General features: G+C 32.3%; 13 protein-coding genes. All 13 read right to left on the minus strand.

Features of this window, described 5'->3' with window-relative positions; translation table 11 throughout:
• Nucleotides 1-27: 27 nt before the first annotated feature.
• The 13 genes from CHB67_RS08270 to cobM all read right to left on the minus strand — a co-directional run bounded on the left by CHB67_RS08270 (nucleotide 28) and on the right by cobM (nucleotide 15,538).
• Nucleotides 28-855, minus strand: coding sequence for an energy-coupling factor ABC transporter ATP-binding protein (locus CHB67_RS08270; RefSeq protein WP_089381292.1), 828 nt, complete (start codon nucleotides 853-855; stop codon nucleotides 28-30).
• Nucleotides 852-1,604, minus strand: a complete 753-nt coding sequence (locus CHB67_RS08275; RefSeq protein ID WP_089381293.1) for an energy-coupling factor transporter transmembrane component T family protein — start codon at nucleotides 1,602-1,604, stop codon at nucleotides 852-854. Before CHB67_RS08275 ends, CHB67_RS08270 begins: the two co-directional genes overlap by 4 nt.
• Entirely contained in the window at nucleotides 1,605-1,889 is a 285-nt protein-coding gene (locus CHB67_RS08280; RefSeq protein ID WP_089381294.1) for an energy-coupling factor ABC transporter substrate-binding protein, read from the minus strand.
• A complete protein-coding gene (locus CHB67_RS08285; protein WP_089381295.1) occupies nucleotides 1,886-2,605 on the minus strand; it encodes an energy-coupling factor ABC transporter permease in 720 nt (239 codons plus the stop codon). Before CHB67_RS08285 ends, CHB67_RS08280 begins: the two co-directional genes overlap by 4 nt.
• Before the next feature lie 20 nt (nucleotides 2,606-2,625).
• Complete coding sequence (cobN, locus tag CHB67_RS08290; protein WP_089381296.1) at nucleotides 2,626-6,372, minus strand: cobaltochelatase subunit CobN; 3,747 nt, start codon at nucleotides 6,370-6,372, stop codon at nucleotides 2,626-2,628.
• 18 nt (nucleotides 6,373-6,390) lie between these two features.
• Nucleotides 6,391-7,413 (minus strand): cobalamin biosynthesis protein CobW, encoded by a 1,023-nt coding sequence (gene cobW / locus CHB67_RS08295; RefSeq protein ID WP_089381297.1) that lies wholly within the window; start codon nucleotides 7,411-7,413, stop codon nucleotides 6,391-6,393.
• 12 nt (nucleotides 7,414-7,425) lie between these two features.
• Entirely contained in the window at nucleotides 7,426-8,013 is a 588-nt protein-coding gene (locus tag CHB67_RS08300; RefSeq protein ID WP_089381298.1) for a cob(I)yrinic acid a,c-diamide adenosyltransferase, read from the minus strand.
• A gap of 13 nt (nucleotides 8,014-8,026) precedes the next feature.
• Nucleotides 8,027-9,346 (minus strand): cobyrinate a,c-diamide synthase, encoded by a 1,320-nt coding sequence (locus tag CHB67_RS08305; protein ID WP_089381299.1) that lies wholly within the window; start codon nucleotides 9,344-9,346, stop codon nucleotides 8,027-8,029.
• Complete coding sequence (locus CHB67_RS08310) at nucleotides 9,339-11,027, minus strand: AAA family ATPase (protein WP_089381300.1); 1,689 nt, start codon at nucleotides 11,025-11,027, stop codon at nucleotides 9,339-9,341. Before CHB67_RS08310 ends, CHB67_RS08305 begins: the two co-directional genes overlap by 8 nt.
• Nucleotides 11,024-11,740, minus strand: a complete 717-nt coding sequence (locus CHB67_RS08315; RefSeq protein WP_089381301.1) for a cytochrome c biogenesis protein CcdA — start codon at nucleotides 11,738-11,740, stop codon at nucleotides 11,024-11,026. Before CHB67_RS08315 ends, CHB67_RS08310 begins: the two co-directional genes overlap by 4 nt.
• Nucleotides 11,737-12,828, minus strand: a complete 1,092-nt coding sequence (gene cbiD / locus CHB67_RS08320; RefSeq protein ID WP_089381302.1) for a cobalt-precorrin-5B (C(1))-methyltransferase CbiD — start codon at nucleotides 12,826-12,828, stop codon at nucleotides 11,737-11,739. Before cbiD ends, CHB67_RS08315 begins: the two co-directional genes overlap by 4 nt.
• A gap of 1 nt (nucleotide 12,829) precedes the next feature.
• Nucleotides 12,830-13,591 (minus strand): precorrin-6A reductase, encoded by a 762-nt coding sequence (gene cobK, locus CHB67_RS08325; protein WP_089381303.1) that lies wholly within the window; start codon nucleotides 13,589-13,591, stop codon nucleotides 12,830-12,832.
• Between the two features lie 105 nt (nucleotides 13,592-13,696).
• Nucleotides 13,697-15,538: a precorrin-4 C(11)-methyltransferase gene (gene cobM, locus CHB67_RS08330; protein ID WP_089381304.1), complete on the minus strand. Its 1,842-nt coding sequence runs from the start codon at nucleotides 15,536-15,538 to the stop codon at nucleotides 13,697-13,699.
• Nucleotides 15,539-15,540: the final 2 nt, after the last annotated feature.

Genomic DNA, 15,540 nt, shown 5'->3' on the forward strand with positions numbered 1-15,540 from the left:
AAGTTAGATAAGACAAAAGTCAACACGCTATATAAAAGTTTTTTTGTAGTGTTTTTTCAACATTGAAATTTCTTTAAATGTACCTATAAATTCATCTCCAAACTTATTTAAAAAGTCAATAATAAAAGGTTGATTTAAATTAGCTTTTTTTAGCAATTCTTTATCTTCAAAAATAGTATCTGGAACTCCTTTTTCAAGTATTTCACCCTTATCCATTATGATAACATAATCTGCCCAAAAATATGCCCTATTAACATCGTGAGTTGAAATTAATATTGTTTTTCCTTTTTTATGTAACGTATCTAAATAATTAAAAATTAATTTTGAATACATAGGGTCCAAGTTAGAAGCTGGTTCATCACAAACAATTAATTCAGGCTCCATTGCTAATACTGAAGCTAAACACACCCGCTTTTTTTGTCCAGTACTTAATTGATATGGTGGTTTATTTATAATAGATTCTAGCGAAAAATCAATAATTACTTTCTCTGCTTTTGCTCTTACAATCTCAACATCTTTAAATTTATTCAATAAACCAAAAGAAATCTCTTCATATACGCTAGGTGCTATTAATTGATAATCGGGTTCAGGAAATAACAACCCTATTTTAGATCGCAATTCTCGTAATCCTTTTTTCTTATAACTATACGCTACATTTTTAAATGACAAATCTCCTTTTGTAGGTTTTAAAATACCATTAAGCAACAACATTAAAGTTGACTTCCCTGCTCCATTCCCTCCAAGTAAAGCAATTTTTTTTCCTATCGGAATTTCTAAATTAATTCCATTTAAAGCTGTATCACCATTCGGATAGGTATAACTAATATTGTTCAGTTCAATTATATTTTGAATCATATTATAGAAATTATAAAGGCTGCAACTATTGCCATGTTTACCGCTAAAGGAATTGTTATCTTTTTTATATCGAAATTCAATTTTGGTTTTACAAATAGATATTCATTATTTCCTAACCTTGAATCCATTGCTATTTCTATTTTTGAAGTTTGCAGCATAGATTGTTTAAAAACGGCTCCAAAAAGATAGACAAATGAGTTTATTGAATTTTTTCGAATAGAAGCATAGCCCATTCTACATTTTTGAGCAATTAACATGGTTTTAGTAGTATACATAAGCATATGAATAAACTTATAGATAAGCACAAACAACTCTATAAACAAGCTTGTTATTTTACAAACAAACATAATTTCTGCAATTTCAGAAATTGTATGCGTTAATAACCAAAAATACACAACACTTACAATTGCATAACTTCTAAATAAAATGGATATAGCAACAGGTAATGTCTCCTTGTTAAAATAAATATACGTATGCCAATTTCCATTCAAATTAATTGACACAAGCAATGTTAAACACCCTATAAAAATAAAAGCGCTTGGTATTAAAAATAGTTTTAGTAATTTTAAAATTGACTGTTGTGTTACATATATAATTGCTATTAAAAAAATGACAACAATACCAATATGAAAAAATATATTAGTTGAAATAATAGACAATATAAATGCAGGTAACACATATAGACTTTTTATGACTACAGGTGTTTTCACTAGTTTATGATTGTAATTATATAAATCTTTAATGAGCATTTACGCTTTTTGTTTTGAATTTCTTTGAATAAAATAAAATGCTATTACACTTAACCCCAAAGTTGTTTGAAAAGCGAATAAAAGGGTTTCTCCACATTCTCCTGATGGTTCCCAAATACTTTCAGCCCAAGGCTTATAGTTAGGCGCTAATTCATTAATTATTCCAACTGTTTGATCGTCTGTACCTGCAAAATTGGATACAATATCTGCTAAAAAAAACTGCATTGCAATAAGTCCTAAAGCAACAGCAATAATTGTAATATTAATTATTTTTCTATTTTTCATTTCAATGAAGGATTTATTGTTAGAAGCTCTGTTTTACTGTAATTCATAATAAGCTTAAATACAAAAGCGGTAAAAACACCTTCAATTAAAGCTAACGGAACCTGTGTTATAGCAAAAACACTCAAAAATTTATTCGTATTTTCTAATAAACTATTTGTTTCTGATTGGAACGCTAAAGCTAATTGAAATGAAGTAGCAACATATATTAAAATATCAGATACAACAGCTGCTAAAAAAATACTTAACCATTGTGATAGTTTTAGTTTCAATGCTAATTTATATACCAAAACTGCACTAAATGCACCAACAACAGCCATTGAAAAAGCATTTGCTCCAAGCGTAGTAATTCCCCCGTGGGCAAGCAATAAAGCTTGAAATAATAAGACAATTACTCCTGCAACAGACATAGTAGACGCTCCAAACAAAATTGCACCCAATGCAATACCTGTTAAATGCGAACTACTTCCTGCAACTGATGGTATTTTAAATGATGACAAGACAAATACAAATGCTGCTACAACCGCAAATAACATTTTAGCTTTTGGAACTTCTTCTAGTTGTTTTTTTAATTTCCTATAACCTATTATTAAAAACGGCGTAAAAATAACCACCCAAAACAAAGCCCATTCTTTAGGCAAAAAACCTTCAGCAATATGCATACTAAATCCTTTAAAAGGTATTAATAACACACATAAAGCAATTCCTAATTTTTTCATAATAACTATTTTATTCAAATTTATTCCAACTCATTTTCAGATTCCAAAAATAAGTTCTGCAATTTTTCAACGGTTTCTTCCGAAGGATTTTCCCACATACCTCTTTGAATAGCTTCCAACATACGCTCAGACATATCTTTTAAAGCCCATTTATTATTTTTCTCAATAAATGCTTTATTCTCTTCATCAAATAAGTAAGATTCTGTAATCCCCTGATACATGAAATCTTCAATTAAATTTGTGGTAGCATCATAGGCGAACAAATAATCCATTGTAGCTGTCATTTCAAAAGCACCTTTATAACCGTGATCACGCATTCCGCTCATCCATTTCGGATTTACAACGCGTGATCGATATACTTTATGTAATTCCTCTTTTAACGTTTTAATTTTGGGATTATCGGGTCTTGAATGGTCTCCAAAGAATGTTTCTGGTTGCTCTCCTTTAACCTTTTTTACTGCGGAAGTCATTCCGCCTTGAAACTGGTAATAATCATCAGAATCTAACAAATCGTGTTCTCTGTTATCCTGATTTTGAATTACAACTTCAATATTTTCTAAGCGTTTTTCAAAAGATTCGTGAGCAGATTTTCCTTCATTTTTGTTTCCGAAGTACGCAAAACCGCTCCAATTGATATATACTTGCGCTAAGTCTTCTTGTGTTTCCCAGTTCTTTCCGTCAATTAAACCTTGTAATCCTGCTCCATAAGCTCCAGGTTTCGATCCAAAAACCCGGTACAGTGAGCGCTCTTCTGCTTGTTGTTCAGATAATCCTTTAGCTACCCAATCCTTTTTTTCAGCATTGAATCGTTTTCTTATAGGATTCATTTCATCATCTTCATCCAACGTCGCAATTTTTTCAATGGCAGCATTAAATAATGAAATTACATCAGGAAATGCATCTCTGAAAAATCCAGAAATACGCAATAAAACATCAACTCTTGGTCGTTTTAATTCTAATAATGATATAATTTCAAAATCACTTACCCTCCTATTCATTCCAGACCAAATTGGCCGAACTCCTAATAAAGCAAATGCTTGCGCAATATCGTCTCCTCCTGTTCGCATTGTTGAAGTTCCCCAAACAGAAATTCCAATGGAGGTTGGATATTCTCCTTGATCTTGAACATAACGATCAATAATATTTTTAGCACTTTTCACACCTAATTCATACGCTGATTGAGAAGGAATTGTTCTTGTATCTACAGAATAAAAGTTTTTCCCAGTTGGTAAAATATCTAACCTTCCTCGTGTTGGAGCACCTGAACCACCGGGAGGAACATAACTTCCATTTAAACCTTTTAACAGGTTTGTAATTTCATCTTTGGTTCTTGTGATTTTTGGTAACGTAGAAGTTTCGACTTCATTAATAACAGCCAACGTTTCAGTACCTAAACCTTCTTTATTCAATTCATTATTTAACAAATCGTCAATATAATTTTTCGCTTTCAGCTCTAATATTTCAACCGCTTGACCATAAGTTCTACATTGAATGGAATCTATAAAATGATTATAATTCAATTCAAAATCCACGTCAATCGGATTAAAATTAAGTTTTAAATCGTTTGCAATAGCTTGCGTAATCCCTGGATTATTAGTTGATGGTAAACGATGTAAAGCCACCATTAAATCGGTTAATTTTTCACCTTCTGGATGTTTTCCAAAAATATGAAGTCCACCTCTAATTTGTGCCTCTTTTAATTCACATAAATAACCATCAATTACTTCTAACAATTCATCAATATCTTTACCATCATTATTTAAATCGGATTTCAAATTGGTGGTATTCACCAATGCTTCAATCTTACTTTTTATCAAACTAGCTCTTTTAGGATCTAATAAAGCGGCTTCATAAAATTCATCAATTAACAATTCTAACTTCAACAAATCCCCATAATTTTCAGCACGAGTCATTGGAGGAATTAGATGATCTAAAATAATAGCGTGTGTTCTTCTTTTTGCTTGTGTACCTTCACCCGGATCATTGATAATAAACGGATAGAAATGTGGAATTTCGCCTAAAATAGCACTCGGAAAACAGCTTTCTTCACTTAAAGCAACACTTTTTCCTGGCAACCATTCCAAGTTCCCGTGTTTTCCCATATGAATAATGGCATCCGCTTTAAAATACTGCTGTAACCAAACATAATACGCCAAATACGCATATGTTGGCGGTAAATCTGGTGAGTGATAGGTTGCTTGTAAATCAATATCATATCCTCTACTTGGCTGAATACTTACAAAAACATTTCCTAAACAAACTCCAGGAATTATAAAATTGCCATTTCTGTAATTAGGAGAATCAGTTGGGTTTCCCCATTGCTCTTCAACCTTTTCACGTAATGAAATGGCTAAATTATTGTAATAGGCAAAAAAGTCACTTGCTGGAATAGTCAAATTTATTGTTGCTGAATGCAAAGAATCAGGATCGTTGGTAATATTCTCCGTTAATTGAGTTATTAAATCATCAACAGTATTAGGAATATCTGCCCCTAAATCATATCCAACTTTGTTTAATTCGTGAATTAAATCTACCGTACTTTGTGGTGTATCTAAACCAACTCCATTCGCCAATCTGCTATTTTTATTCGGATAATTTGGAACGACTAAAGCAATTTTTTTTTCGTTGTTTTCTTTACTATTCAACCTGATCCAAGCTTTTACTTGTTTAGCAACCTTGTTACAACCTTCATCAAAAGCAACATATTTTACGACTTCAGAATCGGTTAAATCATCTTTTTCTAAAGCTTCTTTAAATGAAATAGCTGTAGAAATAATTTTACCATCAACTTCAGGCAAAGCAATATTCATAGCAACATCCGTTGGAGGCAACCCAAAACTACCTTCAGCCCAAGTTTCTTTATTACAACTTGCCATTATTCCTTGAATTACAGGAACATTAAACGTGTTAAACAAGCCATCTTCAGTAGTTTCGTTAAACGATTGAATTGAAAAACCAGTTGTATTAATAATTACTTTTGGCGTGCTTAAATTATGTTCTTTTAATAATTCAAGAATGCTATATTTTATGTTTTTATCTCGATAAGATAAAGCCATTACAGTTATGGCCAACACTCCATTTTCCGCTAACTTTTCAGTCAATTTTAAAATTGGATCTAAATTATCAGCTAAATAATAGCTTCTATATCCAAAAATAATTGCCAACGGTTGATTTGTTGGTTTATAAGCTGTTGTTAATACACCTTCTTTAGGATGAAATAAAAACAACTCCGGCGTATTTATTTTTTCTTTAATTTGAAAATCAACAGCTAAAGTTGAATTCAATATTTTTTTAAGAGCTTCTTCTGTATTATCCGATCCACCAGCCATTAAATAGTTCCAAATACTATCTACTTCTGTTAATGGAAGTGTAGATAATTGCATTAATTCTAAATCTGGCTTATCATCACCTGGCATAAAGATTAACTGAATGTCATTTTCTTCAGCATAATCAGAAATCGCTTCACACAAATAGGAAAAATAAGCGGTACCTCCCAATAACTTCAAAACAACCACTTTTGCCTTTGAAACTACTTCTTCAATATAAGTATCAATGGTTAGCTCTTGTTTAAAATAGCTGAGATTTGCCAATCGTAAACTTGGTAGCTTCTCATTTTCAGCATATAATTTTTTATATACTTTATTTAGAATGTACAAATCGGTATCTGCTGCTGATAAAAACAACACATCTCCAGGTTTTTGTTGTACATAAAAAACACCTTCGTCATTAGGATTCCAGCCTCCAGGTATGGTTGATATTAAATGCAAATTATGTTGGTTTGATTGTCATGATAAAACAGTTTCAGCAATTGATTTCAAATTACGACCAATAATAACCAAGCTTGTTTTTCTTATTTCGGTTGCTTTCCAAGGTCTGTCAAAATAGTAATCAAAACGCTCGCCAACACCTTGTAATACCATACGCATTGGTTTGTTTGGAATATTTACAAAACCTTTTATTCTGTAAATTTCTTCTTGTTGAACACGTGTTTTTAATGTTGCTACCAATTGTCTAATATCAGCAGTTTCAGGATATTCAACAACAATGGTATTGATATCATCATCGTGGTCGTGGTCATGATGATGCTCATGGTGATGTTCGTGAATTGAATGACGATTGTCTAAATCATCTTCCGTACTTGCTTCAATCCCCAATAACAATTCATTATCAATTAATCCATTTTGAATGGAAATAATTTTTACATTTGGTCTGGCTTTTTTAATAATTAGGTTCTTAACCTCGGCTAATTTCTCAGCTTCTAATAAATCGGTTTTACTAACCAATACCAAATCTGCACAAGACAACTGATCTAAAAATAATTCTTCAATGGGTATTTCGTGATCCAAAGAATCATCAGCCAAACGTTGTTTTTGAACTCGTTCTCTATCACATAATTCACCTGTAATCATTCCAACAGCATCAACAACTGTAATTACAGAATCAATGGTTATATGCGGCTTTAAATCTGGCCAGTTTACAGCTCTAATCAAAGGTTTAGGCATTGCCAAACCAGAAGTTTCTATCACAATATGGTCTATTTCATTTTTACGCTCAATTAAATCTAACATAGCGGGCAAAAACTCTTCTTGAACGGTACAACAAATACAGCCATTTGCCAATTCAATTAAGTTGCATTCATCATCTCCACAACCCGATTTTATAATATCTCCATCAATTCCAATTTCACCAAATTCGTTTACCAACACAGCAATTTTTTTACCGTTGGCATTTTTAATCATATTGTGAACTAACGTAGTTTTTCCTACTCCAAGAAAACCTGTTATAACAGTAATAGGTATTTTTTTCATTTGTAGCTATTTTTACTTAGTAGTTTTCTTTTTTCTTTTATATAGAAATAAATTCCATTTTTCTTCAGCAACTCCTTGCTTGTCCATTTCAGCTCTTGCCATTGTAAAAAACAAATCAGACAATCTGTTTATATACGCTGAAATATAATCGTGGACACTTTCAGGATCTTCTCGCATTAACGTTACCATTTTACGCTCTCCTCTTCTAATTTGTGTACGACAAACGTGGCATAATGCTGAAATTTCATTTCCTCCAGGTAATAAAAAATAATCTGAAGAAGCACTCATTGCTCCTTCCAATTCGTCAATCCATTGTTCACAAAATTCTGCCCCATCTTCTGGTCTCGGATTTTCATTTTCCTTTCTTGCATCTGAAGGACGTGCCAAATGAGACATCATATTCATAATGTCCTTTTGAATTTTATGTAAATTTGGTTGCCATTCGTGGGTTTCACCCAATTTAGCTCTTAACAGTCCAATGGTTGAATTTGCTTCATCAATAGTTCCAATACATTCCACTCTTGGTGAGTCTTTATATTGTCTGCTTCCTCCAAAAACTCCTGTTTGTCCTTTATCTCCTTTTCGAGTGTAAACTTTCATCTCTTTTAATTTTTTAGTTAGTAAGTAATTTTAATAGGTTTTTTAATAGTTTTTCTTGTCCTAAATAATAATGAATGTAGGATGCTAAAACATTTTTATATTGAAACACAACCGTATCTACTTCGCTTTCTCTTGCGTTAAACACGGTTGCTATACTTTTTGAATTTTTATGTTGAAAGATTGTTGAATAATGAAATTCGTGACCTTTCAATTCAAAATCATCAAACTGAATGGTTCTGTAACCTAAATTCAATTTCATTGCTTGCATTGAAGTTGAAAAATCAAAAACATTGGCCATTTCAAATTCATTTCCTTCTTTATCTATAATAGATTTCCCCAAATACATCATTCCGCCACATTCAGCAATAATCTTCCCTCCTGCTTCAGCAAAATTCTTGATGCTTTGAAGCATTGATTTGTTGTCAGACAATTGTTTTGTGTAAAATTCGGGGTAACCTCCAGGTAAATACACCAAATCTACATGGGGCAATTTTTCATCTTTTAACGGACTAAAAAACGTAACATCACCAAATTGTTTTAAACATTCAACATTTTGAACATAGCTAAAATTAAATCCTTCATCTTCAGCAACAGCAATGTTTATTTTTTTTGAAGTTGAAATAGTCGGAATTTCATTCGTTGACTTCTCATCCAACAAGCAACAATCCAATAATGAATCTATATCCACTGTTTCCTCCATTGCATTAGCAACTTTTTCAATTACTGAATCGTAACCTTGCATTTCTTGAATAGACAATCCTAAATGTCTGGAAGGAATTTCACAATCGGCAAGAAATGGAACGTGACCCAAAGCCGGAATACCAACATCTTCACAAGCTTCTAATAAGAATTGATAATGACTCTTGGTATTCACTCTGTTAAATATGACTCCAGCAATATTCAACGATTTATCGAAGTTTTTAAAACCATACAATAATGGAGCAACAGAATAGGCTACAGACTTAGCGTCAACGACCAAAATAATAGGTAAATCCAACACTTTTGCAACTTCTGCCGTACTTCCGTTGGACCTTCTGGCACCATCAAATAAGCCCATCACACCTTCAACACAAACAGCTCCTTTATCTTTAGCATATGTTGCATAGGTTGCTAAAATATCATCGGTATCTGTCATATATAAATCCAGATTCAAACCATTTTTTCCGCAGGCTACTTTATGAAATTTAGGATCGATATAATCTGGCCCAACTTTAAAAGGTTGCGTAGAAATACCACGATTTTCTAAAGCACGAAGTAAACCTAAAGTAATGGTAGTTTTACCTGAATTACTTGTAGGTGCAGCAATAATAAATTGAGGAATTTGTTTAACCATTTTGTAGCATTAAAGGTTCGTAATTCGCTCTAATTTTTGTTGCAAATTTTTGCGCTAAATTTAATTTCACCAAACCTTTTTCAGCATCTACAACGGTTAATTGATGTACAGATTTACAGTAGGTCTGACAAGCAATAACGGCTTCATCAAAAGCATTCTCCGCATCGGTATTAAATTTACCATCCGTAATAATGATTAATTCATAATTGATGTCCTTTGAATTGTTTGTCAAGGCTTTAATTCTCTTAAAAGCAGGAATAATATTTGTTTTACCTCCTGTTTTAATGTCTTTCAGTTTCTCTAGCAATTCATCCATATCTTTGGATGAGTCTTGTATTAAATCGGCATCACCATTGTATAATGAAATTAATGAATAAATAGGTTTTAAACCACTCTCTGATTTTGCGAATTTCTCCACCAAACCTTTGGCATACGCAACCACTTTTTCTTTTAACATGGATCCGCTTGAATCCAATAAAAATATTAGATGTGGTTGTGTTTTACTTTGTTGAAATTTGTTTTTTATTTCGAATTTATCCGTAGCTAAATATTGAGAAACCGTTTTTCTATTGTCAATATTCTTCAATTCTGAAGGACTTTCAGTCAATTGATTTTGCTGATGATAACTCTTGGTATTCGCTCCATTTTTTGAGCCAGCCTTTACCCCATTTAAATGCTTACGTTCATTGGCAGGAATTATGGATTGAAATGTATGCTCTTGTTGTGAACTATTTGAAGAATTTTCTTCTTGTTGTTCTTGGTGTTGCTGTTCTTGTTGTTGTTCTTCTTTTGAATTACTCTGTTCTTTAGAAAAATCGCCATTATTTGAACGATGATTCAATACAAAAGGAGCTATTTTTTGCAAGTGAAACTCTTCAACGATAGTATCGCTTAAATATGCTGCATACGCTCTTGAAGTTTTCAACAATAAAATATCTGCTCTATGCCCTTCAACTTCATTTATCAAGGCCAAATTAGCTGCTATTTCATATAAACTTTCATCTATTTTTATAGACTTCAAATTTTTCTGAGCATTTTTAATTTGCTCAACTATTTTTTCTTGTTTTTCAGCATAAGTAGTTACAAAATCTTGTGGATGGTCATCAAATTGCAATCTGTTCGAAATAATTTGAGTTCTTTCTTCCAAAGAAATAGCTGTTTTTATAACAACACTTAATCCAAATCTGTCTTTTAATTGCGGACGTAAATCTCCTTCTTCAGGATTCATTGATCCAATTAAACAAAAGCGACTTTCAATAGTTTTTGAAATTCCTTCTCTTTCCAAATGGTAAGATCCGGTAGCGGATGCATCTAATAAAACATCCATTAAATAATCATTTAACAAATTAATTTCATCAATATATAAGCAACCTTTATGCGCTTTTGCTAATAATCCAAGTTGAACTTGCTCTCTCTTTTCATTAATCAACTTCTCTAAATTCACGTGCCCTAAAACCCGATCTTCAGAAACACCAATTGGTAAATTCACAAAAGGAAACGAATCTTCAGCTTCAATTAAATGAGCCAAAGAACGAATTAAAGTTGTTTTACCTGTCCCCTTATCTCCAATGGCCAAAACACCACCTAATAAAGGATCAATAACATTCAATAGCAAGGCCAATTTAAAATCGTCTTGACCGACAATTGCAGAAAATGGAAATATGTTATTTAATGTTTTCATACAGCAAAAATTGTATTATAAATCCAATAAGAACCTATTAAAATGGAAGCCAAACCAGCAACACCATTCATCCATTTAAAAATGGAAAGATTCTTCTCTATAAAACGACTCATTACGGCAATTAAAGAATAACTATAAACACCCATTGCAATGATAATTCCCAAACATTCAACCACTAAAACAATAACAGCATCTGTAATTGTTGCGGCACTAATAACCAATGCCGAAGTTAACGCTCCACCAGTACCAGCCAATCCGTGTAACATACCAACCCAAAAAGATTTATTCATTGGATTCATTGCTATTTCTTCACCACCTTTACCGTGTAAATGGATTAAATTTGAATCTAAATGATCGTGTTCTTCAATTTCTTTATGCTTTTGAATCATCTCTTTGATTCTATGATTTCTTCTAATTGCAGTAACTCCCAACCAAATCATAATTGGACCAACAGAGACTTCTGCCCAGTAAGAAATATCTTGAATAAAAAGTCCTAACGAAGATTTAAATAGCAAGGCTACAACTCCAAACAATAACAATGTTAAAGAATGCCCTAAAGCCCATTGAGAAGCTTGTAAAACTGTTTTAAATGATGTTTTTTCTTTTGTAATTGCATTTTCTGTTGCTAATACAGAAATTGCAGTAACGTGATCTGGCTCAAATGAATGTAAAACACCAGCCATTAAGGGTCTCACCAAATTTACTATACTCATATTTTTTTATATTTAATGTACTCGCCACTTTTACCGATTAAGTACACATCTAATGCTACTTTATTAATTATTTCTTTGCTTTGGAAATAGCATTTTTCCAATAGCTTTTGATAAAAATTTTCTTCACTATTAAACGGAAATATTTCAGTTAATCTTCCTGCCATATTTAGTTCTAAAATTTTATCGGTTGTTGTTGAATCATAACCACAAGCTGCAGCAACACTTACAACAAATTCTTTATTCCAACTAGAAACACAACTATGCGTATCCGTTCTACCATAAGCCAATTTCACCGCTTTCCCCAACATAATTCCAATCGTTACTTTTTCTATTTTTGAAGTGCTTATTTTATTTAAAGTTTCTCCTATCCAATTTCCAAAATGAATAAAAGATTGTTCTGTTAAATTTGGAAATAATTGTCGTAAATACTTCTCACTTCTCGCTCCAGAATTAATAACAACTTCATTAATTCCATTTGCGACAGCAACATCAATTCCTTGTTCAATACTTGCAATATAGGATGATGAGGAATATGGTTTTACAATTCCTGAAGTTCCTAAAATGGATAAACCATTTAAAATTCCGACACGTTCATTCAAGGTACGTTTTGCCATTTTTTTTCCATTGGTTACAAAAATTGAAATTACCAAGCCACATTCTAGATCATAGTCGTGCAATAACTTTTGAACTGCACTTGTCATCATTTTTCTTGGAACAGGATTAATAGCTGGTTCGCCAACTGCCAACTCTAAACCGGGCAATGTAACCGTACCAACACCTTCACCACCAACAAACTTGATTTCTTTACTTTTAGTCAATTGAATTTCACAGCCAACCTCAGCGCCATTTGTAACATCCGGATCATCTCCTGCATCTTTTATAACACTGCATTTTGCACTATCATTTGTAAATTCATTGGTATGAATTTTAATCTCCAATATTTTATCTATTGGCAAATGAACATTGACTTTCGATTGTTTTTTTTGTTCAATAATAGATACCAACGCTGCTTTAACAGCTGCCGTAGCAGAAGTTCCGGTTGTAAAACCATCTCTTAAAGGTCCGTCTGGTACTTTTCTTAATCCCATTTTATTGAACTGTTGTTTTTAAAATTTCTAACAAAGCTGATTTATTGTTCACCAATTGAAAAGAGATTGGTAATTCAGGCTTTTTTATAATTACAATTGGAATATTACAGTGTTTTGCAGCATCTATCTTCACCGACAATGCGCCGCTATTCCCACTTTCTTTGGTGATCACAACTTCAATAATTTTTTGTTGAAAAAGTGCAACCTCAGCTTCAACTGATGTATTTGGATAACCCAAAATCAATTGACTTTCTGGGAAATTGCTTTTCAACGCAATATCTTTTGAAGATGGTCTATCTAAAATTCTGAAATAACTCAAGTTATTTTTCCAAAAGTTTTCAAACTTTACAATTGTTTGAACTCCTGTTAATCCCAATAAGATTTTTCCATTGAATTTTTCATGCAACAGAGTCAATGCATCTTCATAATCATCTACATAATGAATCATTGCATGTTGTATTCTCTCAGGATACTCTCTTTGCAATCTATAAACGGGTATTTCACATTTTTCGGCAACTACATCAATTGTTCTATGTAATTCTTCCGCAAAAGGATGTGATGCGTGAATAATGGCTGTAATATTTTTATCAGAAATAAATTGCTCTAAATTTTCAACAGAAAAAGCACCAAAACGATAAATTCCACAATCACCTAATTCCACTTTTATTTCAGTTTTAGAGGAATAGATATACTGCAATTGAAGTGCTTCTAACACCTCAATTGCTTGTTTACCTTCTGTTGTTCCTCCAAAAACTAATATCATCTCTATTCTCTTATTTTTTTATCTCTTCTAAAATTGTCTCACTGAGCTTGTCGAATTGCACTCTTTCTATAATTGTCACACTGAGCTTGTCGAAGTGCGCTCTATTTACTCGTTTAAAACAAATTTTTTGTTTGTTCTAAAAATGTGTTTCCATTCTGGACTGTATAAATGTGATCTATTTTTTCGTGCTCCAATGGCTTCACCAACAATAATTAAAACAGTTCTCGATTTTTTACTATCCTTTACTATTTGTGCCAAATCCTCTAATTTTCCTTGGTAAATTTCTTCATCTTTCCAAGTCAATCTGTACATCACAGCAACTGGTGTACTTGCATCATAATGTTCTAATAATTGATTTTGAACTTTCTTCGCAATACCAACACTTAAAAACAAACACATAGTAGCTTTGTGCTTTGCCATTTCAACTAATTTTTCAGTTGCTGGTAATGGTGTTTTACCTTCTCCTCTAGTTAAAATAATAGATTGTACGACTTCAGGAATTGTAAATTCTGATTTTAATGCTGCCGCAGCGGCACTAAATGAAGAGATACCAGGAACGATAAAGTATTCCATTCCTAATTCATCAAAAATGGTCATTTGCTCTTGAATAGCGCCATAAATAGAAGGATCACCACATTGTAAACGAACTATTGAATTTCCTTTGATATAATGTTTTTGCATTAAAGCAACTTGCTCTTCCAAAGTCATTGAAGCTGAATTACGAACCACAGCGCCTTTTTTACACCAATTGGTCATTTCTTCAGGAATTAAACTCCCTGCATATAACACACAATCAGCATTTTCTAAGTATTGTTTTCCTTTTACAGTAATTAATTCTTCATCACCAGGACCTGCTCCAATAATTGCTATTTGAGCTTTTCTTTCAACCTTTGAATTTAAAGCAACGGCAAACGTGAATTTTTCATTATTATCCAAAATAACTTTTTGCTTTTCAACTAATAATGTTTTGGTATTTGCCATTAACATAGCTGTAGATTCTGAAACACCGTCCACTCCAATTTTTTCTTGTACCATTAAACTTGGGTTTGGCACATTTACAGTATCAATTTCTTCAGAAGTAAAAGTTTTAAAAGGAGTCTTATTATTTTTACTCCAATCTAAATAAGCACTTTGTTTTGCTTTAATATCAATAGAACCAAAGTTTTCAATAGCTGAGAACAACAATCCTTTTTCTTCGAATTTTACTTTAAAAGTTTCATCAAATAAACGTTCATCTAAACTTTTTGAACAACCTGAACCAACAGATAACACTTTAGGTACATAATACAATACTGGAATTGTAGTTGTAATTTCTTTATACGTTACGGCTATTAATAATTCAAATTGAGTGAAATCAATTTCACTTTCATTATAAAAAACAGTGACAAAATTGGGTAGACTCTTTTCTAAAAAATCCGTTCCGTGGTCTTTTACATCTAACAATAAAGCAGTAGGCTTATTATTTACAAATAAAGCCATTACTTCATTTAATGTCGAAGTACTTTCTGTTTTCCAATTAAATTGTTTTCCAAGCGTATCCACCCCCCAAATTTCTTGCACATCACTTGATGTTGAAATAATTGCTTTTCCACCCAATAATTGCGCAACTTTATTTGCAAAATCATTGGCACCGCCAGTATGTCCGCTAATTACAGACTGTACATTTAATCCCAATTCGTCAGCACAAATTACAGCTGCATCCTTATATTTATCATTTAAAAATGGTGCAATTGTGCGTACACAAATTCCCAAGGCACTGATAAAACAGATGCCGTCAATTTTCGAGAAATTATCAGCCAGATAATCTGAAATTGAAGAGACTACTGATACATGTTTATTATCAGATGTACGCGTTGTAATTATTAATGATTTTGGAAATTGTTTTTGTAAAACTAAGGCTTGTTCAATCCCTTTATCCGTAATTGCTATGATGCTTATTTTTTTCATTT

The organism is Lutibacter agarilyticus, from assembly GCF_900188235.1.
Lineage (GTDB): Bacteria > Bacteroidota > Bacteroidia > Flavobacteriales > Flavobacteriaceae > Lutibacter > Lutibacter agarilyticus.

Bases quoted from the DNA above. Each gene is read 5' to 3' on its own strand.
- cobM (WP_089381304.1), bottom strand. From the start codon at position 15,538: ATGAAAAAAATAAGCATCATAGCAATTACGGATAAAGGGATTGAACAA.
- CHB67_RS08300 (WP_089381298.1), bottom strand. From the start codon at position 8,013: ATGAAAGTTTACACTCGAAAAGGAGATAAAGGACAAACAGGAGTTTTT.
- CHB67_RS08310 (WP_089381300.1), bottom strand. From the start codon at position 11,027: ATGAAAACATTAAATAACATATTTCCATTTTCTGCAATTGTCGGTCAA.
- CHB67_RS08275 (WP_089381293.1), bottom strand. From the start codon at position 1,604: ATGCTCATTAAAGATTTATATAATTACAATCATAAACTAGTGAAAACA.
- CHB67_RS08270 (WP_089381292.1), bottom strand. From the start codon at position 855: ATGATTCAAAATATAATTGAACTGAACAATATTAGTTATACCTATCCG.
- CHB67_RS08315 (WP_089381301.1), bottom strand. From the start codon at position 11,740: ATGAGTATAGTAAATTTGGTGAGACCCTTAATGGCTGGTGTTTTACAT.
- cobK (WP_089381303.1), bottom strand. From the start codon at position 13,591: ATGATATTAGTTTTTGGAGGAACAACAGAAGGTAAACAAGCAATTGAG.
- CHB67_RS08280 (WP_089381294.1), bottom strand. From the start codon at position 1,889: ATGAAAAATAGAAAAATAATTAATATTACAATTATTGCTGTTGCTTTA.
- CHB67_RS08285 (WP_089381295.1), bottom strand. From the start codon at position 2,605: ATGAAAAAATTAGGAATTGCTTTATGTGTGTTATTAATACCTTTTAAA.
- cbiD (WP_089381302.1), bottom strand. From the start codon at position 12,828: ATGGGATTAAGAAAAGTACCAGACGGACCTTTAAGAGATGGTTTTACA.
- CHB67_RS08305 (WP_089381299.1), bottom strand. From the start codon at position 9,346: ATGGTTAAACAAATTCCTCAATTTATTATTGCTGCACCTACAAGTAAT.
- cobW (WP_089381297.1), bottom strand. From the start codon at position 7,413: ATGAAAAAAATACCTATTACTGTTATAACAGGTTTTCTTGGAGTAGGA.